The 21,566-nt window shown below is 56.2% G+C and carries 24 protein-coding genes; 10 read left to right on the top strand and 14 right to left on the bottom strand.

The features are described 5' to 3' along the window. Nucleotides 1-4 precede the first annotated feature (4 nt). Complete coding sequence (locus tag ACEPLT_RS04740; RefSeq protein ID WP_008503327.1) at nucleotides 5-496, bottom strand: YajQ family cyclic di-GMP-binding protein; 492 nt, start codon at nucleotides 494-496, stop codon at nucleotides 5-7. 121 nt (nucleotides 497-617) lie between these two features. On the opposite strand from ACEPLT_RS04740, the gene panE reads away from it, so the two are divergent. Then, nucleotides 618-1,529, top strand: coding sequence for a 2-dehydropantoate 2-reductase (panE, locus tag ACEPLT_RS04735; protein WP_008503328.1), 912 nt, complete (start codon nucleotides 618-620; stop codon nucleotides 1,527-1,529). Next, entirely contained in the window at nucleotides 1,492-2,085 is a 594-nt protein-coding gene (yajL, locus tag ACEPLT_RS04730) for a protein deglycase YajL (protein ID WP_232927896.1), read from the top strand. Before panE ends, yajL begins: the two co-directional genes overlap by 38 nt. A 93-nt stretch (nucleotides 2,086-2,178) precedes the next feature. Here yajL and thiI read toward each other — a convergent pair whose 3' ends face one another. Continuing rightward, nucleotides 2,179-3,627: a tRNA uracil 4-sulfurtransferase ThiI gene (thiI, locus tag ACEPLT_RS04725; RefSeq protein ID WP_045335394.1), complete on the bottom strand. Its 1,449-nt coding sequence runs from the start codon at nucleotides 3,625-3,627 to the stop codon at nucleotides 2,179-2,181. A 191-nt stretch (nucleotides 3,628-3,818) separates the two neighbouring features. Here thiI and xseB point away from each other — a divergent pair, with 191 nt between their 5' ends. The 4 genes from xseB to ACEPLT_RS04705 all read left to right on the top strand — a co-directional run bounded on the left by xseB (nucleotide 3,819) and on the right by ACEPLT_RS04705 (nucleotide 7,887). Continuing rightward, nucleotides 3,819-4,061: an exodeoxyribonuclease VII small subunit gene (gene xseB / locus ACEPLT_RS04720; protein ID WP_008503331.1), complete on the top strand. Its 243-nt coding sequence runs from the start codon at nucleotides 3,819-3,821 to the stop codon at nucleotides 4,059-4,061. Continuing rightward, on the top strand, nucleotides 4,062-4,961 hold the full coding sequence (ispA, locus tag ACEPLT_RS04715) for a (2E,6E)-farnesyl diphosphate synthase (RefSeq protein WP_029741669.1): 900 nt from the start codon (nucleotides 4,062-4,064) through the stop codon (nucleotides 4,959-4,961). 24 nt (nucleotides 4,962-4,985) lie between these two features. Then, nucleotides 4,986-6,848, top strand: coding sequence for a 1-deoxy-D-xylulose-5-phosphate synthase (gene dxs / locus ACEPLT_RS04710; RefSeq protein ID WP_008503333.1), 1,863 nt, complete (start codon nucleotides 4,986-4,988; stop codon nucleotides 6,846-6,848). 64 nt (nucleotides 6,849-6,912) lie between these two features. Continuing rightward, the gene (locus ACEPLT_RS04705; protein ID WP_232927893.1) at nucleotides 6,913-7,887 is read left to right on the top strand and encodes an aldo/keto reductase; all 975 of its coding nucleotides are present in this window, start codon (nucleotides 6,913-6,915) and stop codon (nucleotides 7,885-7,887) included. Between the two features lie 61 nt (nucleotides 7,888-7,948). Here the strand turns inward: ACEPLT_RS04705 and thiL are convergent, their stop codons facing one another. The 5 genes from thiL to nrdR form a co-directional block, all read right to left on the bottom strand. Continuing rightward, nucleotides 7,949-8,920: a thiamine-phosphate kinase gene (gene thiL, locus ACEPLT_RS04700; protein WP_232927890.1), complete on the bottom strand. Its 972-nt coding sequence runs from the start codon at nucleotides 8,918-8,920 to the stop codon at nucleotides 7,949-7,951. A 77-nt stretch (nucleotides 8,921-8,997) separates the two neighbouring features. Continuing rightward, on the bottom strand, nucleotides 8,998-9,417 hold the full coding sequence (gene nusB, locus ACEPLT_RS04695) for a transcription antitermination factor NusB (protein WP_006809908.1): 420 nt from the start codon (nucleotides 9,415-9,417) through the stop codon (nucleotides 8,998-9,000). A 20-nt stretch (nucleotides 9,418-9,437) separates the two neighbouring features. Further along, complete coding sequence (gene ribH / locus ACEPLT_RS04690; RefSeq protein WP_003859098.1) at nucleotides 9,438-9,908, bottom strand: 6,7-dimethyl-8-ribityllumazine synthase; 471 nt, start codon at nucleotides 9,906-9,908, stop codon at nucleotides 9,438-9,440. An 87-nt stretch (nucleotides 9,909-9,995) separates the two neighbouring features. Further along, nucleotides 9,996-11,099 carry a bifunctional diaminohydroxyphosphoribosylaminopyrimidine deaminase/5-amino-6-(5-phosphoribosylamino)uracil reductase RibD gene (gene ribD, locus ACEPLT_RS04685; RefSeq protein ID WP_008503336.1) on the bottom strand — a complete coding sequence of 368 codons (1,104 nt, stop codon included), beginning with the start codon at nucleotides 11,097-11,099 and terminating at the stop codon, nucleotides 9,996-9,998. Nucleotides 11,100-11,103: 4 nt separating this feature from the next. Then, nucleotides 11,104-11,553: a transcriptional regulator NrdR gene (gene nrdR, locus ACEPLT_RS04680; protein WP_008503337.1), complete on the bottom strand. Its 450-nt coding sequence runs from the start codon at nucleotides 11,551-11,553 to the stop codon at nucleotides 11,104-11,106. A gap of 152 nt (nucleotides 11,554-11,705) precedes the next feature. Here nrdR and ACEPLT_RS04675 point away from each other — a divergent pair, with 152 nt between their 5' ends. Both ACEPLT_RS04675 and ACEPLT_RS04670 read left to right on the top strand, forming a co-directional pair. Then, a complete protein-coding gene (locus ACEPLT_RS04675) occupies nucleotides 11,706-12,245 on the top strand; it encodes a SadB/YajI family lipoprotein (RefSeq protein ID WP_058655076.1) in 540 nt (179 codons plus the stop codon). Between the two features lie 270 nt (nucleotides 12,246-12,515). Continuing rightward, nucleotides 12,516-13,379 carry a nucleoside-specific channel-forming protein Tsx gene (locus ACEPLT_RS04670; RefSeq protein ID WP_028015691.1) on the top strand — a complete coding sequence of 288 codons (864 nt, stop codon included), beginning with the start codon at nucleotides 12,516-12,518 and terminating at the stop codon, nucleotides 13,377-13,379. An 88-nt stretch (nucleotides 13,380-13,467) separates the two neighbouring features. Here the strand turns inward: ACEPLT_RS04670 and ACEPLT_RS04665 are convergent, their stop codons facing one another. The 7 genes from ACEPLT_RS04665 to queA form a co-directional block, all read right to left on the bottom strand. Further along, nucleotides 13,468-14,148 (bottom strand): helix-turn-helix transcriptional regulator, encoded by a 681-nt coding sequence (locus ACEPLT_RS04665; protein WP_008503340.1) that lies wholly within the window; start codon nucleotides 14,146-14,148, stop codon nucleotides 13,468-13,470. A gap of 14 nt (nucleotides 14,149-14,162) precedes the next feature. After that, nucleotides 14,163-14,528: a VOC family protein gene (locus tag ACEPLT_RS04660; RefSeq protein ID WP_008503341.1), complete on the bottom strand. Its 366-nt coding sequence runs from the start codon at nucleotides 14,526-14,528 to the stop codon at nucleotides 14,163-14,165. 142 nt (nucleotides 14,529-14,670) lie between these two features. After that, nucleotides 14,671-15,642: a protein translocase subunit SecF gene (secF, locus tag ACEPLT_RS04655; RefSeq protein WP_063618520.1), complete on the bottom strand. Its 972-nt coding sequence runs from the start codon at nucleotides 15,640-15,642 to the stop codon at nucleotides 14,671-14,673. Nucleotides 15,643-15,652: 10 nt separating this feature from the next. Continuing rightward, nucleotides 15,653-17,500: a protein translocase subunit SecD gene (secD, locus tag ACEPLT_RS04650; protein ID WP_021241665.1), complete on the bottom strand. Its 1,848-nt coding sequence runs from the start codon at nucleotides 17,498-17,500 to the stop codon at nucleotides 15,653-15,655. 27 nt (nucleotides 17,501-17,527) lie between these two features. After that, nucleotides 17,528-17,860 (bottom strand): preprotein translocase subunit YajC, encoded by a 333-nt coding sequence (gene yajC, locus ACEPLT_RS04645; RefSeq protein WP_000007630.1) that lies wholly within the window; start codon nucleotides 17,858-17,860, stop codon nucleotides 17,528-17,530. Nucleotides 17,861-17,882: 22 nt separating this feature from the next. Then, complete coding sequence (gene tgt / locus ACEPLT_RS04640) at nucleotides 17,883-19,010, bottom strand: tRNA guanosine(34) transglycosylase Tgt (protein ID WP_003859110.1); 1,128 nt, start codon at nucleotides 19,008-19,010, stop codon at nucleotides 17,883-17,885. Nucleotides 19,011-19,063: 53 nt separating this feature from the next. After that, nucleotides 19,064-20,134: a tRNA preQ1(34) S-adenosylmethionine ribosyltransferase-isomerase QueA gene (gene queA / locus ACEPLT_RS04635; RefSeq protein WP_008503345.1), complete on the bottom strand. Its 1,071-nt coding sequence runs from the start codon at nucleotides 20,132-20,134 to the stop codon at nucleotides 19,064-19,066. Between the two features lie 92 nt (nucleotides 20,135-20,226). On the opposite strand from queA, the gene acpH reads away from it, so the two are divergent. Continuing rightward, nucleotides 20,227-20,808: an ACP phosphodiesterase gene (acpH, locus tag ACEPLT_RS04630; protein ID WP_023293170.1), complete on the top strand. Its 582-nt coding sequence runs from the start codon at nucleotides 20,227-20,229 to the stop codon at nucleotides 20,806-20,808. Between the two features lie 127 nt (nucleotides 20,809-20,935). Further along, nucleotides 20,936-21,538, top strand: coding sequence for a peroxiredoxin (locus ACEPLT_RS04625; protein ID WP_008503347.1), 603 nt, complete (start codon nucleotides 20,936-20,938; stop codon nucleotides 21,536-21,538). The last annotated feature ends 28 nt before the right edge of the window (nucleotides 21,539-21,566 follow it).

Genomic DNA, 21,566 nt, shown 5'->3' with positions numbered 1-21,566 from the left:
TATATTAGTCGCGGAAGTTTTTAAACTGGAACGGTTGCCCCAGGTCGCCGCCGCGCACCAGCGCCATCACGGACTGCAGGTCGTCGCGGGACTTACCGGTCACGCGAATTTCTTCGCCCTGGATCTGCGCCTGCACCTTCAGCTTGCTGTCTTTGATGAGCTTAACGATCTTCTTCTGCACCGCGCTCTCGATGCCCTGCTTCAGCTTCGCTTCAACGAACCACGTTTTACCGCTGTGGACGAACTCTTCCGGCACGTCCAGTGAGGTCCCTTCGATGCCGCGTTTAAGCAGCTTGGCGCGCAGAATGTCGAGCAGCTGATTCACCTGGAAATCAGACTCACTCAGCACCTTAATGGTCTTATTTGCGTCGTTCAGCTCAAACGACGCCTCAACGCCACGAAAATCGAAACGTGACTCAACTTCGCGGGTTGCGTTCTCAACGCCGTTGCGAACTTCCTGGATATCAACTTCGGAAACAATATCGAAAGATGGCATCTTTTCTTCTCCCTTCACTTTTGTTGCGTTGCATAATACCCGCTACGAGGCATAACTCAACAGAAGCTTAGCTGTATAATTAAGCTGTAACACCTGGCGCAGTTGCAGGTGAGGAGGAACAATGAAAATTACGGTGCTCGGATGCGGAGCGCTTGGTCAGCTGTGGCTGACCGCACTGTGCAAGCACGGACATGAGGTTCAGGGCTGGCTGCGCGTGCCCCAGCCTTATTGCAGTGTAAACCTGATTGGTGAAGACGGAAGCATCTTTAACGAATCCCTCACCGCGAACGATCCTGATTTCCTGGCGCAAAGCGACCTTTTACTGGTAACGCTTAAAGCGTGGCAGGTCTCAGACGCGGTAAAAACGCTGGCCGCCCAGCTTCCCCCCACTTCGCCCATACTGCTGCTGCATAACGGCATGGGGACCCTTGATGAGCTGAAAAGCGTTCCGCAGCCCCTGCTGATGGCAACGACCACCCACGCTGCGCGCCGCGACGGCAACATCATCGTGCATGTCGCCAGCGGCGTGACGCACATCGGGCCTGCCAGAACGCAGGATGGGGACTACAGCTATCTTGCCGATGTGCTGCAGAAGGTGCTCCCGGACGTGGCCTGGCATAACCACATTCGCCCTCAACTCTGGCGCAAGCTGGCCGTTAACTGTGTGATCAACCCGCTGACGGCGCTGTGGAACTGCCCGAACGGTGAACTGAAAAACCATCCGCAGGAGGTGGCGTCCCTGTGTGCAGAAGTCGCGGCGGTCGTTGAGCGGGAAGGCTTGCATACCTCAGCAGACGATTTGCGCTGTTATGTCGAGCAGGTTATTGAGAGTACAGCTGAGAACATCTCCTCGATGCTGCAGGATGTTCGGGCATTACGCCACACGGAGATCGACTACATTACGGGATATCTGCTAAAACGCGCCCGCGCGCACGGCATCGCGGTGCCGGAAAACGCCCGTCTGTATGACCTGGTTAAACGTAAGGAGAGTGAATATGAGCGCGTCGGCACTGATCTGCCTCGCCCCTGGTAGCGAAGAGATGGAGGCGGTCACCACCATTGATCTGATGGTGCGCGGCGGCATTAAGGTCACCACCGCCAGCGTCGCCAGCGACGGTAATCTGGCAATCATCTGTTCACGCGGGGTGAAAATCCTTGCAGATGCACCGTTGGTACAGGTGGCTGACGGAGATTACGACATCATCGTCCTGCCCGGCGGCCTGAAGGGCGCGGAATGTTTTCGTGACAGCCCGCTGCTGGTTGAGACCGTGCGTCAGTTCCATTTATCCGGCCGCATCGTCGCCGCCATTTGTGCCGCCGCCGGCACGGTGCTGGTTCCCCATGACATCTTCCCCATCGGCAATATGACCGGCTTCCCGGGGCTGAAAGACACCATTCCGGAAGATCAATGGGTGGACAAACGCGTCGTCTGGGATCCGCGCGTCAACCTGCTGACCAGCCAGGGCCCCGGCACCGCGATTGATTTTGGCTTAAAGATTATCGACCTGCTGGTCGGGCGCGAGAAGGCGTACGAAGTGGCGTCATCGCTGGTGATGCCAGCGGGGATTTATAATTACTATGAAGAGTAGTGCATAAAAAAGCCGGGTGGCGGCTACGCCTTACCCGGCCTACAAATGCACGGTACCGTAGGCCCGGTAAGCGAAGCGCCACCGGGCGAGAAACTACGGACGATACACCTTCACATTCGCAAAGCCCTGCTCGCGCAGATACAGCGCCTGCAGGCGGCTCATCACTCCGCGCTCACACCACAGCAGGTACGTTTTGCTCTGGTCGAGGTCGCCAAACTTCGTGCTCAGCTTGTAGAACGGCAGAGAAACCACTTCGACGCCATCCACCTGCAGCGGCTTGTCATCCTGCTCGTCAATGGAGCGGATATCCAGAATCGCGTCGTTGGCGCCGAAACCGCTCACGGTCTCCACTTCTACCACTTCCTGCTCGGTCTGCTGGGCGATCTCGCGGATATCAATGTTGGACGCTTCTTCCACCACTTTATCCAGAATGCTGAAATCGAAGTTCTCTTCTTCCGCTTCGATCTTCGCCTTCACCGCTTTGACGGTCGGGCTTTTTGAGATCACGCCACAGTATTCCGGCATGGTGCGGGCAAAATCTTCGGTACCGATTTCGCGCGCCAGATCGATGATGTGCTCTTTATCATGGGAGATCAGCGGACGCAGGATCAGGGTATCAGACACGTTGTCGATCAGACGCAGGTTGGTCAGCGTCTGGCTGGAGACCTGCCCCAGCGCTTCACCGGTGACCAGCGCCTGCACGCCGTAGCGTTCAGCCACTTTGGATGCCGCACGCACCATCATACGCTTGAGGACAACGCCCATCTGACCGTCGTCCACTTTCTCCAGAATCTCGCCGACCACCGGTTCGAAATTGATTGCCACGAAACGCACGCGGTGGGAGCTGCCGAAGCGGTTCCACAGGTAATGCGCCACCTGACGAACGCCGATTTCGTGCGCCGCGCCGCCCAGGTTGAAGAAGCAGTAGTGTACGCGGCAGCCGCGGCGCATCAGCATATAGCTGGACACGCCGGAGTCGAAGCCGCCGGAGATCAGGGACAGAACATCCTCCTGAGTCCCGATCGGGAAGCCACCGATACCTTCATAACGGCCTTTCACCAACAGCAGGCGATCGTTTTCGATCTCCAGATTAACGGTCACGTCCGGGTTGGTCAGACGCACGCGCGCCGTCTCAACGTGCTGGTTCAAACCGCCGCCAACGTAACGTTCCACTTCAATGGAGCTGAATTCGTGCTTACCGCGACGCTTCACGCGCACGCAAAAGGTTTTGCCTTCGATCCGATCGCGGTACTGAACCAGCGCTTTTTCGAAGATGTCGTGCATATCGCTGAACGGGACATCTTCCACTTCCAGAATATGGTGGATCCCCGGAATACGGGTCAGCGCGTCGCGAATATCCTGACGTTTGTTTTCGTCTTTCGCACGAACCTCAACGTGGTCCCAGTGGCGCACTACGGCGAGGGTTTCGTCGTAGTGCTTTAAAACGTTACGAATGTTCCCGGTGAGAATTTTAATAAAGCGCAAACGCACAGATTGGCTTTTGATGGTGATTTCAGGGAACAATTTAATGATAAACTTCATGGCGGCAATGTTTCTTAGGCAAGCGTATTAAGGCTTGTAATGGAAAAGAGTACAGCAGCCCACACCCGTGGCTGCATCCAGGCGCGCAAGTATACCACCATCGCGCCGCTCCTGTGCACATTGCGCGTTATTTGATAATTGCCCTGAGTCCGTTACCATGTCGGGGCTGAGAATATAAGAGTCAATTCACTATGCCGAAGAAGAACGACGCACCGGCCAGTTTCGAAACTGCGCTGAGTGAACTGGAGCAAATCGTTACCCGTCTTGAGAGCGGCGATCTCCCGCTGGAAGAGGCGCTCAACGAATTCGAGCGCGGCGTGCAGCTGGCGCGCCAGGGGCAGGTCAAACTGCAGCAGGCCGAGCAGCGCGTGCAGATCCTGCTTTCCGACAGCGAAGACGCGAAAACCACGCCTTTCACACCGGACGCCGAGTAAATGGATTTTGCCAACGAGCTTCAGGCGCGCGTCGTGCGTGCCAACGACGCCCTGCGCCGATTTATTGCGCCACAGCCTTTTCAGAACACTCCTCTGGTTGAAGCCATGCACTATGGCGCACTCTTGGGTGGAAAGCGCCTGCGCCCGTTCCTGGTGTACGCCACCGGCAACATGTTTGGCATCAGCGATAACACGCTGGACGCCCCGGCAGCCGCCGTTGAGTGCATCCATGCCTACTCGCTGATCCACGACGATCTCCCGGCGATGGACGACGACGATTTGCGTCGGGGTCAACCCACCTGCCACATCAAGTTTGGCGAGGCGAATGCCATTCTGGCGGGTGATGCCCTGCAGACGCTGGCGTTCTCGATTCTGAGCGACGCGCCAATGGCCGAAGTGGCTGACCGTGACCGTCTGGCAATGATTTCCGAACTGGCCATGGCCAGCGGCGTGGCCGGCATGTGCGGCGGTCAGGCGCTGGATCTTGAAGCGGAAGGACGTCAGGTTAATCTGGAACAACTGGAGCGTATTCATCGCCATAAAACCGGGGCATTGATTCGTTCCGCCGTTCGCCTGGGCGCGCTGAGCGCGGGTGAGCAAGGGCGCAAAGCCCTGCCGATTCTGGACAGATACGCAGAAAGTATCGGTCTGGCATTCCAGGTTCAGGATGACATTCTGGATGTGGTGGGCGATACTGCAACATTGGGTAAACGTCAGGGTGCGGACCAGCAGCTTGGCAAAAGTACCTACCCCGCCCTGCTGGGTCTTGAGCAAGCCCAACGTAAAGCCCGGGATCTGATTGACGATGCCCGCCAGTCACTGAATGAACTGGCTGCGCAATCGCTGGATACCTCGGCACTGGAAGCGCTAGCGGACTATATAATCCAGCGTAATAAATAAACTATATATCTCGATGAGCCTTTGATGAGTTTTGATATTGCCAAATACCCGACACTGGCGTTAGTTGACTCCACCCAGGAGTTACGTCTGTTGCCGAAAGAGAGCCTGCCGAAGCTGTGCGACGAGCTGCGTCGCTACCTGCTCGACAGCGTAAGCCGCTCCAGCGGCCATTTCGCCTCCGGGCTTGGCACGGTAGAGCTGACCGTGGCGCTGCACTACGTCTATAACACGCCGTTCGATCAGCTCATCTGGGACGTGGGCCACCAGGCCTATCCGCACAAAATTCTGACCGGACGTCGCGATAAAATTGGCACTATTCGTCAGAAAGGTGGCCTGCATCCGTTCCCGTGGCGCGGTGAGAGCGAGTATGACGTGCTGAGCGTCGGCCATTCCTCCACCTCCATTTCTGCGGGCATCGGTATTGCCGTCGCCGCCGAGAAAGAGAACAAGCAGCGCCGCACCGTCTGCGTGATTGGCGACGGTGCCATCACCGCGGGTATGGCCTTCGAAGCCATGAACCATGCGGGCGACATCAAGCCGGACATGCTGGTTATCCTCAACGATAACGAAATGTCGATCTCCGAAAACGTTGGCGCGCTGAACAACCATCTGGCACAGCTGCTCTCCGGCAAGCTTTACTCCTCGCTGCGTGAAGGCGGTAAAAAAGTCTTCTCCGGCGTACCGCCGATCAAAGAGCTGCTTAAGCGTACCGAAGAGCACATCAAAGGCATGGTCGTGCCGGGCACCCTGTTTGAGGAGCTGGGCTTTAACTATATTGGCCCGGTTGACGGTCACGACGTACTGGGGCTGGTCACCACGCTCAAGAACATGCGCGACCTGAAAGGCCCGCAGTTCCTGCACATCATGACCAAAAAAGGGCGTGGCTACGAGCCGGCGGAAAAAGATCCGATTACCTTCCACGCGGTACCGAAATTTGACCCGTCCAGCGGCTGTCTGCCGAAAAGCAGCGGCGGCATGCCGAGCTATTCAAAAATCTTCGGCGACTGGCTGTGCGAAACCGCCGCAAAAGACAACAAGCTGATGGCGATCACCCCGGCCATGCGCGAAGGCTCCGGCATGGTAGAGTTCTCTAAAAAATACCCTGACCAGTATTTCGACGTGGCCATTGCCGAGCAGCACGCGGTGACATTTGCAGCGGGCCTGGCGATCGGCGGCTACAAACCGGTTGTCGCTATCTATTCCACTTTCCTGCAGCGCGCCTACGATCAGGTGATCCACGACGTGGCGATCCAGAAGCTGCCGGTGCTGTTTGCTATCGATCGTGCGGGCATCGTCGGTGCCGACGGCCAGACGCACCAGGGCGCGTTTGACCTGTCGTTCCTGCGCTGCATTCCGGATATGGTGATCATGACGCCAAGCGACGAGAACGAATGTCGTCAGATGCTGTTTACCGGCTACCACTATCAGGATGGCCCAAGCGCCGTTCGCTATCCGCGCGGCAATGCGGTGGGCGTTGAGCTGCAGCCGCTGGAGAAGCTGGCGATCGGTAAAGGTCTGGTTAAACGTCGCGGTGAGAAAGTGGCGATCCTGAACTTCGGCACGCTGATGCCAGAGGCGGCGAAAGTAGCTGAAACGCTGAATGCTACCCTCGTGGATATGCGCTTTGTGAAGCCGCTCGACGAATCCCTGATCCTGAGTATGGCTGAGGCGCACGACGTGCTGGTCACGCTGGAAGAGAACGCGATTATGGGCGGTGCGGGCAGCGGCGTGAACGAGGTGCTGATGGCAAACCGTAAAGCCGTTCCGGTACTGAACCTCGGCCTGCCGGATTACTTCATCCCGCAAGGTACCCAGGACGAAGCCCGCGCGGCGATTGGCCTGGACGCTGCCGGTATCGAAGCTAAAATCCGCGCCTGGCTGGACTGATCCCTCCCCCCTTTTCCGCTCCTGCTATGCTTAAACGTATTGTTTAAACAGCAGGAGCGGAACCGTGCAATACACAACATTAGGAAAAACGGACCTTAAGGTTTCCCGACTTTGTCTGGGATGCATGACCTTTGGCGAGCCCGATCGGGGGAACCACGCCTGGACGCTGCCGGAAGAGAGCAGCCGTCCGATCATCAAACGCGCCATCGAGGGCGGCATTAACTTCTTTGACACCGCCAACAGCTACTCCGACGGCAGCAGCGAGGAGATTGTCGGCCGCGCCCTGCGCGATTATGCCCGTCGGGATGACATCGTCGTTGCCACCAAGGTGTACTACCCGGTGGGGGACCTGCCGCAGGGCCTTTCTCGCGCGCAGATCCTGCGTTCCATTGACGACAGCCTCAGGCGCCTGAACATGGATTACGTCGACCTGCTGCAAATTCACCGCTGGGATTACAACACGCCGATCGAGGAGACGCTTGAGGCGCTCAATGACGTCGTCAAAGCCGGTAAAGCACGCTACATCGGCGCATCGTCGATGCACGCGTCGCAGTTCGCTCAGGCGCTGGATCTGCAGGCGCAGCACGGCTGGGCGCGCTTTGTCACCATGCAGGATCACTACAATCTGATCTATCGTGAAGAAGAGCGTGAGATGTTGCCGCTGTGCCATCAGGAGGGCGTGGCGGTCATCCCGTGGAGCCCGCTCGCGCGCGGTCGCCTGACCCGTCCGTGGGGCGAAACTACGGCCCGTCTGGTCTCGGATGAAGTGGGAAAAAATCTCTATGAAGGAACAGAGGCCAGCGATGCACTGATTGCCGAACGCCTGGCCGGCATTGCCGACGATACCGGCGCAACCCGCGCCCAGGTAGCGCTGGCATGGCTGCTGGGTAAACGCGGCGTCGCGGCTCCCATTATCGGCACGTCCCGGGAAGAGCAGTTGGACGAACTGTTAAACGCGGTGGATATCACGCTGACGCCCGAACAGGTTGCCGAGCTGGAGACGCCGTATCAGCAGCATCCGGTGGTGGGGTTTAAATAAGCCCCTCTTTTGTAGGCCGGGTAAGGCGGAGCCGCCACCCGGCAATACAGAGCGTACAACATCACGCGAAGTGATCGTACCCTTTCCAGTCCAGCGTAACCGGCGCACCGTCTTTCACAAACTTCAGCCCTTCACTCTCCGGCATGATCTGCCCGATACAGGTGAATTTCGCGCCAAGATGCGCTAACGCCACGTCGAGCGTTCCGCGGTTCAGCTCCGGAACGGTAAAGCACAGTTCATAATCTTCACCACCGGACAGCGCCCAGCGCAGTGCCTGCTCAGGTTCGACATGACGAAGCAGTTCCTCTGACAGCGGGAACAGATCCAGGTCTACGCGCGCGCCGACACCGCTGGCCTTCAGAATATGGCCAAGATCTGAGATCAGCCCGTCAGAGAGATCGATAGCCGAGCTTGCGCGCTCGCGCAGCGCCTGACCGTGCAGAATACGCGGCGTCGGGCGCAGATGGCGTTTCACCAGATACGCCGCATCGTCAGCGTTCTTCACGGTTAAGCGATCCTGAAGAATCGCCAGGCCCGCGGCGCTGTCGCCCGGTGTACCGGTCACGTAGATCCAGTCGCCGGGTTTTGCACCCGAACGCTTCAGCGCGCGACCAAGCGGTACATAGCCATGGATCGCCAGCGTCATCGACAGCGGCCCGGCAGTGGTATCACCGCCAATCAGCTGCATATCGTAGTAGTTAAGCTGCTCAAACAGCGCATCGCTGAATACTTCAAGCCAGGCTTCGTCTACCTCAGGCAGCGTCAGCGCCAGGGTTAACCACGCGGGATCGGCCCCCATCGCCGCCAGATCGCTGACGTTAACCGCCAGCGCCTTATACGCCAGATCGGCAGGATCGATATCCGGTAAAAAATGACGTCCGCACACTAAGGTGTCGGTGCTGATTGCCAGCGTCTGTTTTTCGGGAATATTGAGAAGTGCACAGTCATCGCCGATGCCGGTTTCAACATCAAGACGAGAGGTTCTGACACGGTCGAAATAACGGGCAATCAGGGAAAATTCGCCGCATGCCATACGTTATGCCTCAGCAAATAAAAGAAAAAACCGGAGCCGCACTGCCCGTCAGGCAATGCAGAACTCCGGTTTGCGGATCACTTTTTGTGGGGACGGATCGCAGGTGCTGCTTTATCAAGTACGCCGTTTACAAACTTGTGGCTGTCTTCAGCGCCGAAGGTTTTCGCCAGTTCGATCGCTTCGTTGATGGCCACTTTGTACGGCACATCATCACGTTTAGACAGCTCAAACAGCGCAATGCGCAACACTGCTTTTTCTACCTGACCCAGCTCTTCGAGCAGACGGGACAGGTAAGGTTTCATCAGACCATCGAGATACGCGCTATTAGTCGCCACTCCCGACAGCAGTTCACGGAAGTACAGAACGTCAACGTCTTTCACGTCCTGTTCTGACAGGAACTGGTATTCAACATCAGCGATGTCGTTCTGGGACAACTGCCAGGAGTAAAGTGCCTGGACGGCACATTCACGGGCGCGGCGACGAGCAGCAGGTTTCACGGAATTCCCCTTACAAAAAATCAGGCCTTGATGGCTTTCAATACATTGATCATTTCAAGCGCGGTCAGTGCAGCTTCTGCACCTTTGTTACCGGCTTTGGTGCCAGCACGTTCGATGGCTTGTTCAATACTTTCGGTGGTCAGCACGCCGAACGCGACAGGAATTTCAGCATCCTGCGCAACGTGTGCCAGACCGTTGCTTGCACCGCCCGCAACGTATTCGAAGTGCGCAGTGCCGCCACGAATAACGGTACCCAGCGCAATCACCGCGTCATATTTACCGGTTTTCGCCAGCGCGCCCGCCGCCAGTGGCAGTTCGTAAGCGCCTGGAACCCAAACAACGGTAATGTTGTCATCTTTAACCTGGCCGATACGTTTCAGGGCGTCAACCGCACCTTCCAGCAGGCTATCGTTGATGAAGTTGTTGAAACGCGCAATGGTGATGGCGACGCGAGCGTCCGGGGTAGCTACAGCAGCTTCAATAATGTTCATACTCTTCCTTTACGGGTTCATTTGGCCCCGCAGGGGGGCGGATTTTATCATAATACTTTGCGCACTGCTTCCCTATTTCGGGAGCAATTACGCTGTCGTTAAGTGGAGGCAGACATCCGGACCTACCGGACGAATCTCGCTAAATTTGAGTTGTGGTGCATCGGCCAGTTTTTCAAGGCCGGGCAGCACAAACAGGCCGCGCGCGTCACTGCCCAACAGTTTAGGCGCAACGTAAACAAGCAGTTCATCCACCAGCCCCGCCTGAAGCAGCGCGCCGGCAAGCGTCGGGCCCGCTTCGACCCAGATGCTGTTCACCTGCTGCTTGCCGAGCAGCATCATCAGCACCACCAGATCCAGATGCCCGTTATGTTCCGGCACCGTAATGCTGCGTACGCCTTCCGGCCATGCGCGCGTATCTTCTTTGGTGCGCGCAATCCAGGTTTCCCCTGGCTGCTGGACGATGCGGTGCTCCGGCGTCACGCGGTTCTGGCTATCAATGACAATACGCAGCGGCTGACGCAGGTTCTCCTGCGGATACAGAGCCTGGGTATCGGCATTCAGCTCGTCCCAGCGCACGGTCATGGCCGGATCGTCAGCCAGAACGGTTTCACTGCTGGTGAGAATAGCATGGCTTTGCGCACGCAGACGTTGCACATCGCGCCTTGCCTGCGGCGACGTGATCCACTGGCTCTCGCCGTTTGCCATCGCCGTACGACCGTCCAGCGAGGCACCCAGCTTAAGCTGGATATACGGGAACCCGGTACGCATGCGCTTCAGGAAACCTTTGTTGAGCGCTTCCGCGTCCTGCATCATCAGGCCATGGCTGACGTCAATGCCTTCCTGCTGCAGACGATACAGACCTCGTCCGGCCACCTGCGGATTCGGGTCCTGCATCGATGCAACCACGCGCGACACCCCCGCGGCAATCAGCGCGTCGCAGCACGGTGGCGTACGCCCGTGATGGCTGCAGGGCTCCAGCGTAACGTAGGCCGTCGCACCGCGCGCCTTCTCGCCGGCCATGCGCAGGGCATGAACCTCAGCATGCGGCTCGCCTGCACGATAGTGAAAGCCCTCCCCCACGATCTCGCCATCTTTCACGATAACGCACCCGACGTTCGGGTTGGGATGGGTCGTAAAACGACCGCGCTGCGCCAGCTTCATGGCTCGCGCCATGTACATCTCATCGTGCATGAGCTTAATCCTGTAAGCGGGCGATCTCTTCGCCAAACTCTTTGATATCTTCGAAGCTGCGGTAGACCGAGGCGAAGCGGATATAGGCGACCTTATCGAGCTTTTTCAGCTGCTCCATCACCAGGTTGCCAATCATCTTGCTGGGCACTTCACGCTCACCCAAACCACGAAGGTAAGATTTTATGTGGTTTAACGCCATCTCCACGTCGTCCGCGCTGACGGGACGCTTTTCAAGGGCCTTCAGCATTCCGCTGCGCAGTTTCTCTTCGTTAAACGGCTCACGCACGTCGTTACTTTTAACCACGCGCGGCATGACCAGCTCTGCCACCTCAAAGGTCGTGAAACGCTCGTTACACACCAGACACTGCCGACGACGGCGCACTGAAGACCCTTCGCCCACAAGGCGAGAGTCGATGACTTTGGTATCCACAGCGGAGCAGAATGGGCAATGCATACGGTATCCCTGTTATCTGGTTAACTGATTTTCATTTTACCCTGAACTGGCCTGACAACAAAGGAAGAGCTTTTTGAGAAAAAGGATCTATGTCTGACACAATGATGCTGGCTACCATTAGGACGATCCGTTATTTCAAGGAAATAAACGCAATGACAAGACGTTACCTGAAAATATTGCTGGTGGGGAGCCTCTTCACCCTTAGCGCCTGTGCACAGCAAACCGAAGTCCGTCAGATGAAACAGAGCGTCAATTCGCTCAATACGGCGATGGACAAGCTAAACAAAGAAACGGTGAAGATCACCCAGCAAAACGCGCTGAACGCGAAATCTACCAGCGGGGTGTACCTGCTGCCGGGGGCGAATACGCCTGCCCTGCTGAACAGCCAGATTGGCACGCTAAAAATGTCTCTGGTGAATGTGGCGGCGAATGCCGATGGTACTCGCGCAACATTACGCATCAAGGGAGAGTCCAACGATCCGCTTCCGGCCTTCAGCGGCACCGTCGAGTGGGGCCAGATCCAGGGCACCACGGAGAACTACCAGGAGGTGAACGTGAAGAATCAGCTCTTCACCGCCCCGGCCAGTGTTTTAGCACCCAGTGATGTGGATATTCCGCTTCAGTTAAGCGGCCTTACGCCGGAACAGTTAGGCTTTATCCGCATTCACGACATTCAACCCGCCGCGCAGTAATCCTCTCTTTTTTAGCGGAGTGAAATGTCACTCCGCTAACATTTACATTTCGTATGGATTGGCAACATTAATGATTGCCGCTACAATCCCGGCCGTTTAAAGTACGCAAACGTGAACGCAATCGATTACGCGTATGAGAGATATGTGAAACAACACATATTTTTGTGAGCAGGGATTCCTATAATAGGCACCGCAGAAACACGAAATATTTAGAAACGCAATTCGCGCATTTTTCACTCCCGGAAGGGAATTTCAATCAGTGGCATGATTATGAAAAAAACATTACTCGCAGCTGGCGCCGTGCTGGCACTGTCCTCTTCTTTCACTGTTAACGCAGCGGAAAACGACAAACCACAATACCTCTCCGACTGGTGGCACCAGAGCGTTAACGTGGTCGGCAGCTACCACACGCGCTTTTCTCCGAAGCTGAACAACGACGTTTATCTGGAATACGAAGCGTTTGCTAAAAAAGACTGGTTTGATTTCTACGGCTACATCGATATTCCTAAGACCTTTGACTGGGGTAACGGTAACGACAAAGGTATTTGGTCCGACGGTTCCCCGATGTTCATGGAAATTGAACCGCGTTTCTCTATTGATAAACTGACGGGTACCGACCTGAGCTTTGGTCCGTTCAAAGAATGGTATTTCGCCAACAACTACATCTACGATATGGGTGATAACAAAGGCAGCCGTCAGAGCACCTGGTACATGGGTCTGGGTACAGACATCGACACAGGTCTGCCAATGGGGCTGTCTCTGAACGTGTATGCTAAATACCAGTGGCAGAACTATGGCGCTTCAAACGAAAATGAGTGGGATGGTTACCGTTTCAAAGTAAAATACTTTGTGCCAATCACTCAGGTTTGGGGTGGCCAGCTGACCTATATCGGCTTCACCAACTTCGACTGGGGCTCAGATCTGGGTGATGACAAGAACCGTACCAGCAACTCTATCGCGTCCAGCCACGTTCTGGCCCTGAACTATGATCACTGGCACTACTCTGTCGTCGCGCGTTATTTCCATAACGGCGGCCAGTGGAAAGGTGGGGATACCGTGAACTGGGGTGATGGTGACTTCACGTCTAAATCAACCGGTTGGGGTGGTTACCTGGTTGTAGGTTACAACTTCTAATCAGTGCGGGTTTCGCCCGGTGGCGCTACGCTTACCGGGCCTACGACCCAAATGTAGACCGGGTAAGGCGTAGCCGCCACCCGGCTTTTTACTGCCTCACCTTGCGCAAAAAATCCGCCAAAGACCTGTCCGCACTTTCGCTAAACCGCCTTTCCGTAGCCACAATATTGAGGCATCTGTCGAGCCGGAAACAGCGATAGTCATCGCGCCGTTCACACCACGCGGCCAGCAGCCAGCGCTCTCCCCAGAAGAACAACCCCAGCGGCTGAACCTCACGTTTAGACAGCTGTCCTGCTTCATCACGGTAATGCAGCGCCAGCACCTGCTGGGCGGAAATTGCCTGATGGATCCTGTCAAAATCGCTGCGGGAGTGGCTTTGCATGCAAAAATCCGGGGCGTAGATCCGCGTCTGCTCCGCCTTCCGACGACTCTCCTCGGGCAGGATAGCCAATACCTTCTCCTGCGCCGACTCGAGCTCGCGCGACAGCGATTCTCCGCCCCAGGTTTTGAGCAGGCGAATCGCGACGATCAGCGCCTCGGACTCCTTATTTGTCAGCATCAGCGGCGGCAGGTCAAAGCCCGACATGAGCCGATATCCGCTCCCCGCCTCACCTTCCACCGGCACGCCGGAAAGCGACAGGTCGCGGATATCGCGATAGACCGTACGCTCGGACACGCCAAGCCGGTCCGCCAGATGTGCTGCCGTTGTCAGACGCCTGCCCCGCAGGATCTGCACAATCTGAAACAAACGGTCAGCGCGTCGGGTCATATCTTTGTCCGCTCTCAGGCAGGTTGATGGAGCCCGACGCGGTTGCCCTCGCTGTCGGTAAACAAGGCGATAGTGCCAATGCCATGCGGCAGTTCCAGCGGGCCAAACACGCACTCGCCGCCCGCAGAGGCGATGCGATCGAGCGTTGCCGCCAGATTGTCAGTATGCAGGTAAATAATAGCGCCCTGCAAAGACGGTGTAACGCCGTCAAATTTTGCCAGGGCGCCTCCGGTGGCGGGATCCTCATGCGGGAAAACGGCCAGCTCCGCACAGTCCATTTTCTCGCGACGCAGCGCAAGCTGCATCACCGGCTCATAAAATTTAATCGCGCGATCCATATCCGAGACCGGAATTTCAAACCAGTTAATGACGCTTTTCATACATCCTCCTGCCTGTTGTTTGGGTTCAGAAGGAGTCTACGACAGGGCTCCTGACAGCATACTGTCAGGAGTGTTTGTCAGGAGCAGATAAAAAAAATCCCGGTCAACAGACCGGGATTTTGATAACGCGCTAAACGTCGCCTTACGGCAGAATGGACGGCTGATCCGCCCCTTCTTTTTCGACTTTCTGCTGGAGCAGGTGCTCGCGCTTCATGCCGAGTTTCAGCGCCAGGGCGGACGCAACGTAGATAGACGACGCCGTACCGATGGTGACACCAATCAACATCGTCAGCGAGAAGCCTTCCAGAACCGGACCACCGAACAGGAACAGCATCAGGATCACCATCAGGGTGGTACCGGATGTGATCAAGGTACGGTGTAGCGTCTGGGTCAACGACACGTTAAAGATTTCGTACGGCGTGCCGCGACGGATCTTACGGAAGTTTTCACGGATACGGTCAGATACCACGATACTGTCGTTCAGTGAGTAACCGATGACGGACATCAGGGATGCCACAATCGTCAGGTCAATCTCAATGTGGAACAGCGACAGTATGCCCATGGTGATCACCACGTCGTGCGCCAGAGCGATAACCACACCGGCCGCCAGTCGCCACTCAAAGCGGAAACCGACGTACACCAGGATGGAGATCAGCGCCACCAGCAGCGCCATCGCACCGGTCTGCGCCAGGTCAGCACCCACGCTTGGGCCGACGAACTCAATACGCTTAACCGCCGCGTTCTGGTTGGTTGTTTCGTTAATCACGCTAACAACCTTACTGCCCAGCTCCTGGCTGCCGTTGGCATCGTGCACCGGCGGCATACGCACCATGATGTCGCGGCTGCTGCCGAAGTTCTGCAGCAGCGGCTCTTCAAAGCCCGCTTTCTGCAGCGATTCGCGCATCTGGTCCATATCGACCGGTTTTTCCAGGGAGATTTCAATTACCGTACCACCGGTAAAATCGAGACCCCAGTTAAAGCCTTTCACGCCCATAATGACGATGGACAGAATCAGCAGGAAACCTGAAATGCCGAAGGCCCAGTAGTCCCAGCGCATAAAGTCCCAGACTTTACGGCCGTGGTTCAATTGTTCAACAGTATATTCCTGTGCCACAACGCACTCCTCAGATAGACAGCTTTTTGACGCGCTTGCCGCCGTACAGCAGGTTCACGATGGCACGGGTGCCGACAATAGCGGTAAACATTGACGTTGCGACACCGATACCGGTTGTAATCGCAAAGCCTTTGATCGCGCCAGTACCCACTGCATACAGGATAAGAACCTTAATCAGTGTTGTTACGTTCGCATCGAAGATAGAGCTGAACGCGCCTTTATAACCTTCATCAATCGCCTGCTGAACAGAGCGACCGTTGCTCAACTCTTCTTTGATACGTTCGTTAATCAGTACGTTGGCGTCGACCGCCACCGCAAGGGTCAGAACGATACCCGCAATCCCCGGCATGGTCAGCGTCGCTCCCGGCAGCAGGGACATGATGCCGATAATCAGCACCAGGTTCGCGATCAACGCGGAGGTCGCAATCAGACCAAACTTCTTATAGAAGAAGATCATGAACAGGATAGAGACCACCAGACCGGCCAGACACGCTTCCAGGCCCTGCTGGATGTTTTGCATACCCAGAGTTGGACCAATAGTACGTTCTTCAACAATCTGAATTGGCGCAATCAGCGCACCGGCACGCAGCAGCAGGGAGAGCTGACGCGCTTCGTTCGGGTTGTTAATACCGGTAATACGGAAGCTGTTACCCAGACGAGACTGGATATTGGCGATGTTAATCACCTCTTCCTCTTTCACCAGCACAGCACGGCCGTTTGCATCTTTCTTACCGCTGTCTTTGTACTCCACGAACAGGGTCGCCATCGGTTTACCGATGTTGTCCTTGGTGAAGTTAGACATGATGTTACCACCCGCGCTATCCAGCGAGATGTTAACCTGCGGCTGGTTGTATTCATCCTGGCTCGACGTGGAGTCGGTGATGTGGTCACCGGTCAGAATCACGCGTTTGTACAGCACAACTGGCTGACCTTCGCGGGTCTGTTTCACTTCGGAGTCACCCGGAATACGGCCAGAAGCGGCAGCAGACTGGTCAACGTTGGTATTCACCAGACGGAATTCCAGCGTTGCGGTCGCACCGAGAATCTCTTTCGCACGCGCGGTGTCCTGGATACCCGGCAGTTCAACCACGATACGGTCAGCACCCTGACGCTGTACCAGCGGCTCGGCCACGCCCAGTTGGTTTACACGGTTACGCAGAATGTTGATGTTCTGCTGAACGGCATATTCACGCGCTTCTTTCAGGCGCGCATCGGTCATCACCGCGCGCAGCTGGTTGCTGCCCTGCGAGGAGATCACCAGGTCACGGTGACGTTGGGTCAGGTAATCTACAGCCTGATCGCGCGCCGCGCTGTCGCGGAACGTGATGCTCATGCCGTAGTTATCTTCTTTACGCACGGTGGTGTAAGCGATGCCTTTATCACGCAGATCGCTGCGCAGGCTGTCGATATTCTGTTCCTGCAGCTTGCCGAGCGCGGTATCCATATCCACCTCCATCAGGAAGTGAACGCCGCCACGCAGGTCAAGACCGAGTTTCATTGGCTCTGCATTCATCGCAGCCAGCCAACGCGGGGTTGCAGGGGCAAGGTTAAGCGCCACGACGTATTTATCACCCAGCACGCCCATCAGCGCTTCACGTGCGCGGAGCTGCGTGTCGGTGGTGTCGAAGCGAGCAAGAATTGCGCCCTCTTCCAGTGCCACAGACTTAGCGGTAATTTTTTCTTCTTGTAACGTTTTCTGGACCTGGATCAGCGTTTGCTCACTGGCGGCGACACCGCGCGCGCCAGTGATTTGAACAGCCGGATCCTCACCATACAGGTTGGGAAGCGCGTACAGCAGGCCGACGAGAATCACGACGACCAGCATGATGTACTTCCACAAAGGATAACGGTTTAACACGGCAGTTCCCTTTGGGAAAAGTTGGGATTACAGCGCCTTCATGGTGCCTTTCGGCAGAACGGCAGCTACGAAGTCACGTTTGATGACCACTTCAGTGGTGTCGTTCAGGGCGATTGCAATGTAGCCACTTTCAGCCACTTTGGTTACGCGACCGACCAGACCACCGTTGGTCAGCACTTCATCGCCTTTCGCGATGGAGTCCATCAGCTTTTTGTGCTCTTTGGTACGCTTCTGCTGTGGGCGCAGGATCATGAAATAGAAGATCAGACCGAACACAACCAGCATCAGAATCAGAGACATTGGGCTGCCCTGCGCTGGAGCGCCTGTTGCTGCTACCGCATCAGAAATAAAAAAGCTCATTCAAATTCCCTCATTATTAAAATTAATCAACGTTCAACGGTGGAACATCCCGCCCCTGACGTTGGTAGAAATCGGTCACGAAGCTCTCTAATTTACCCTCTTCGATAGCCTTACGTAAACCAGCCATTAAGCGCTGATAATAACGAAGATTATGAATGGTATTGAGACGCGCGCCCAAAATCTCGTTGCAACGATCGAGATGATGCAGGTACGCGCGAGAATAATTGCGACAGGTATAGCAATCGCACTCGGAATCGAGCGGGCTGGTGTCACTCTTATGCTTCGCGTTACGGATTTTCACCACGCCATCGGTAACGAACAGATGGCCGTTACGCGCGTTGCGGGTTGGCATGACGCAGTCGAACATATCAATGCCGCGGCGTACGCCTTCAACCAGATCTTCCGGTTTGCCCACGCCCATCAGGTATCGTGGTTTATCCGCCGGGATTTGCGGGCAGACGTGCTCCAGAATGCGGTGCATGTCTTCCTTCGGCTCACCCACAGCCAAACCGCCGACAGCGTAGCCATCAAAACCTATCTCTACCAGACCTTTAACAGAGATATCGCGTAAATCTTCGTAAACGCTGCCCTGGATAATGCCGAACAGCGCATTTTTGTTCTGCAGGGAGTCAAAACGGTCACGGCTACGCTTCGCCCAGCGCAGAGACATCTCCATGGAACGCTTGGCGTAGTCCCAGTCGGCCGGATACGGCGTGCATTCGTCGAAGATCATCACGATGTCAGAGCCGAGATCGTACTGAATCTCCATTGATTTTTCGGGATCGAGGAAAATCGGATCGCCGTTGATCGGGTTACGGAAGTGAACGCCCTGCTCGGTGATCTTACGGATATCGCCCAGGCTGAAGACCTGGAAACCGCCGGAGTCGGTCAGGATAGGGCCTTTCCACTGCATGAAGTCGTGCAGGTCGCCGTGGAGCTTCATGATCTCCTGACCCGGACGCAGCCACAGGTGGAAGGTATTGCCGAGGATAATCTGCGCGCCCGTGGCTTCAACTTCTTCCGGCGTCATCCCTTTTACGGTGCCGTAAGTGCCCACAGGCATAAACGCGGGGGTTTCCACCACGCCGCGATCAAACACCAGGCGACCGCGGCGCGCGCGACCGTCGGTGGTATCGAGTTCAAATTTCATTTTTTCTCCGACGTCAGAAAAACAGTCCAACGTTGTAAAACGGTGCCGCGGACTTATTCCCCGACACGCTCATTCAAAGCCTGCGGATTGTACGTGATAAACATCGCGTCCCCGTAGCTAAAAAAGCGATATTTTTGTTCTACCGCAGACTTGTAGGCATTCATCGTATGCTGATACCCCGCGAACGCGGAGACCAGCATAATCAGCGTCGATTCAGGCAGATGGAAGTTGGTCACCAGCGCGTCAATCACTTTGTACTGGTAACCCGGGTAGATAAAGATCTGCGTATCGCCAAAGAACGGCTCAATCAACTCGCTTTTCGCGGCCTGCGCGGCGCTCTCCAGCGAGCGCACAGACGTCGTACCGACCGCCACGACGCGGCTACCGCGCGCTTTCGCCGCCAGCACCGCGTCCACGACATCCTGCGGCACTTCAGCATACTCAGAGTGCATGATGTGGTCTTCAATGCTGTCCACGCGCACCGGCTGGAAGGTTCCCGCCCCGACGTGCAGCGTTACAAACGCCATCTCAATGCCTTTCGCGCGCAGTTTTTCCAGCAGCGGTTCATCAAAGTGCAGGCCTGCCGTCGGGGCCGCGACCGCGCCAGGCTTCTGGCTGTAGACGGTCTGGTACAGCTCGCGGTCAGCCTCTTCGTCAGGACGCTCAATGTACGGTGGCAGCGGCATGTGGCCGATGGCGTTCAGAATATCAAGCACCGTGCGCTCGTCGTTGAACTCCACCTCGAACAGCGCGTCGTGGCGCGCGGTCATGGTCGCCTTGATGCTCTCGTCATCGCCCAGCAGCAGCTCCGCGCCCGGCTTTGGCGCTTTGGATGCGCGAATATGTGCCAGAATACGTTTATCATCGAGCATACGTTCGACCAGCACTTCAATCTTGCCGCCGCTGGCCTTACGGCCGAACAGGCGCGCCGGGATCACGCGGGTATTGTTAAAGACCAGCAGATCGCCAGGGTTGAGCTTGTCGAGCAAATCGGTGAAAGTACCGTGCGTCAGCTCGCCCGTTGGCCCATCCAGTGACAGTAAACGACAGCTGCTGCGCTCAGGCATGGGATAGTGAGCAATCAGGGATTCAGGTAGTTCAAAGGAGAAATCGGCGACGCGCATGACGTATACTCGTGACTTAAAAACAGGCGGCATAGTCTAGTGCTCACACCCTTTTGCTGCAACAACTAGCCGCCCCCGGACAAATAAAACGCATGAATTTTCTCGCTCACCTGCATCTCGCTCACCTCGCTGACAGCTCCCTGTCCGGCAATTTGCTGGCCGATTTCGTACGCGGCAACCCCGCGGAAGCGTACGCCCCTGAGGTTGTCGACGGGATTTTTATGCACCGCCGCATCGACGTGCTGACGGATAAGCTGCCGGAAGTGACGGAAGCCAAAGCGTGGTTTCGGCCGGAAACGCGACGCGTCGCACCGATCACGCTTGATGTGATGTGGGACCATTTCCTGTCGCGCCACTGGGCACAGCTCTCGCCGGAGCTTCCCCTGCCGGAATTTGTGCGTTATGCCCATCAGCAGGTGTCGATCATTCTGCCCGACTCGCCGCCGCGCTTTGTGAATCTGAATAACTACCTGTGGTCAGAGCGCTGGCTGGAGCGCTATCGCGAGATGGATTTCATTCAGAACGTGTTGAATGGGATGGCGAGCCGTCGCCCGCGCCTGGATGCGCTGCGGGATTCCTGGTATGACCTGGATGAACATTACGATGCGCTGGAGACCCGCTTCTGGCGGTTTTACCCGCGCATGATGGCGCAGGCGAAAAACAAACAGCTCTGACAGAATTCGTATTGATAGGTAAAAGCTGGCGGAACGATTGTCACCACCTCTTTGTCTTATCCATGAACACTCTCTATACTGGCTCGCGTTGCGTTCCAAATAACCTTAGTATCTACAGGAGAATCATATGGTTCTGGTAACTCGTCCGGCTCCGGATTTTACAGCTGCAGCAGTTCTGGGCAACGGTGAAATCGTTGAAAACTTCAACTTCAAACAGCACACCAACGGTAAAGCGACCGTTCTGTTCTTCTGGCCAATGGACTTCACTTTCGTTTGCCCGTCTGAGCTGATCGCGTTCGACAAACGTTATGAAGAATTCCAGAAGCGTGGCGTGGAAGTGGTTGGCGTCTCCTTCGACTCTGAGTTTGTACACAACGCATGGCGTAACACCCCTGTCGACAAAGGCGGCATCGGTGCGGTGAAATACGCAATGGTTGCGGACATCAAACGCGAAATCCAGCAGGCTTACGGTATCGAACATCCGGACGCTGGCGTTGCGCTGCGTGGTTCCTTCCTGATCGACGCGAACGGCATCGTTCGTCACCAGGTTGTGAACGATCTGCCGCTGGGTCGTAACATCGACGAAATGCTGCGCATGGTTGACGCGCTGCAGTTCCACGAAGAGCACGGCGAAGTGTGCCCGGCTCAGTGGGAAAAAGGTAAAGAAGGTATGGCTGCTTCCCCAGACGGCGTAGCTAAATACCTGTCTGAGAACGTATCCAGCCTGTAATCGGCACGGTTTACGAGAAAGGCCCGCT

The sequence above is a fragment of the Enterobacter sp. fkY84-1 genome (assembly GCF_052974705.1).
This window is presented reverse-complemented; position numbering and strand designations above follow the sequence as displayed.

What these genes read in the sequence shown, in the direction of transcription:
- panE (WP_008503328.1), top strand. Translation starts at nt 618, where the DNA reads ATGAAAATTACGGTGCTCGGATGCGGAGCGCTTGGTCAGCTGTGGCTG.
- ispA (WP_029741669.1), top strand. Translation starts at nt 4,062, where the DNA reads ATGGATTTTGCCAACGAGCTTCAGGCGCGCGTCGTGCGTGCCAACGAC.
- yajC (WP_000007630.1), bottom strand. Translation starts at nt 17,860, where the DNA reads ATGAGCTTTTTTATTTCTGATGCGGTAGCAGCAACAGGCGCTCCAGCG.
- queA (WP_008503345.1), bottom strand. Translation starts at nt 20,134, where the DNA reads ATGCGCGTCGCCGATTTCTCCTTTGAACTACCTGAATCCCTGATTGCT.
- tgt (WP_003859110.1), bottom strand. Translation starts at nt 19,010, where the DNA reads ATGAAATTTGAACTCGATACCACCGACGGTCGCGCGCGCCGCGGTCGC.
- dxs (WP_008503333.1), top strand. Translation starts at nt 4,986, where the DNA reads ATGAGTTTTGATATTGCCAAATACCCGACACTGGCGTTAGTTGACTCC.
- acpH (WP_023293170.1), top strand. Translation starts at nt 20,227, where the DNA reads ATGAATTTTCTCGCTCACCTGCATCTCGCTCACCTCGCTGACAGCTCC.
- ACEPLT_RS04665 (WP_008503340.1), bottom strand. Translation starts at nt 14,148, where the DNA reads ATGACCCGACGCGCTGACCGTTTGTTTCAGATTGTGCAGATCCTGCGG.
- xseB (WP_008503331.1), top strand. Translation starts at nt 3,819, where the DNA reads ATGCCGAAGAAGAACGACGCACCGGCCAGTTTCGAAACTGCGCTGAGT.
- ACEPLT_RS04740 (WP_008503327.1), bottom strand. Translation starts at nt 496, where the DNA reads ATGCCATCTTTCGATATTGTTTCCGAAGTTGATATCCAGGAAGTTCGC.
- nrdR (WP_008503337.1), bottom strand. Translation starts at nt 11,553, where the DNA reads ATGCATTGCCCATTCTGCTCCGCTGTGGATACCAAAGTCATCGACTCT.
- ACEPLT_RS04660 (WP_008503341.1), bottom strand. Translation starts at nt 14,528, where the DNA reads ATGAAAAGCGTCATTAACTGGTTTGAAATTCCGGTCTCGGATATGGAT.
- thiI (WP_045335394.1), bottom strand. Translation starts at nt 3,627, where the DNA reads ATGAAGTTTATCATTAAATTGTTCCCTGAAATCACCATCAAAAGCCAA.
- ribD (WP_008503336.1), bottom strand. Translation starts at nt 11,099, where the DNA reads ATGCACGATGAGATGTACATGGCGCGAGCCATGAAGCTGGCGCAGCGC.
- ACEPLT_RS04625 (WP_008503347.1), top strand. Translation starts at nt 20,936, where the DNA reads ATGGTTCTGGTAACTCGTCCGGCTCCGGATTTTACAGCTGCAGCAGTT.
- ACEPLT_RS04675 (WP_058655076.1), top strand. Translation starts at nt 11,706, where the DNA reads ATGACAAGACGTTACCTGAAAATATTGCTGGTGGGGAGCCTCTTCACC.
- yajL (WP_232927896.1), top strand. Translation starts at nt 1,492, where the DNA reads ATGAGCGCGTCGGCACTGATCTGCCTCGCCCCTGGTAGCGAAGAGATG.
- ACEPLT_RS04670 (WP_028015691.1), top strand. Translation starts at nt 12,516, where the DNA reads ATGAAAAAAACATTACTCGCAGCTGGCGCCGTGCTGGCACTGTCCTCT.
- thiL (WP_232927890.1), bottom strand. Translation starts at nt 8,920, where the DNA reads ATGGCATGCGGCGAATTTTCCCTGATTGCCCGTTATTTCGACCGTGTC.
- ribH (WP_003859098.1), bottom strand. Translation starts at nt 9,908, where the DNA reads ATGAACATTATTGAAGCTGCTGTAGCTACCCCGGACGCTCGCGTCGCC.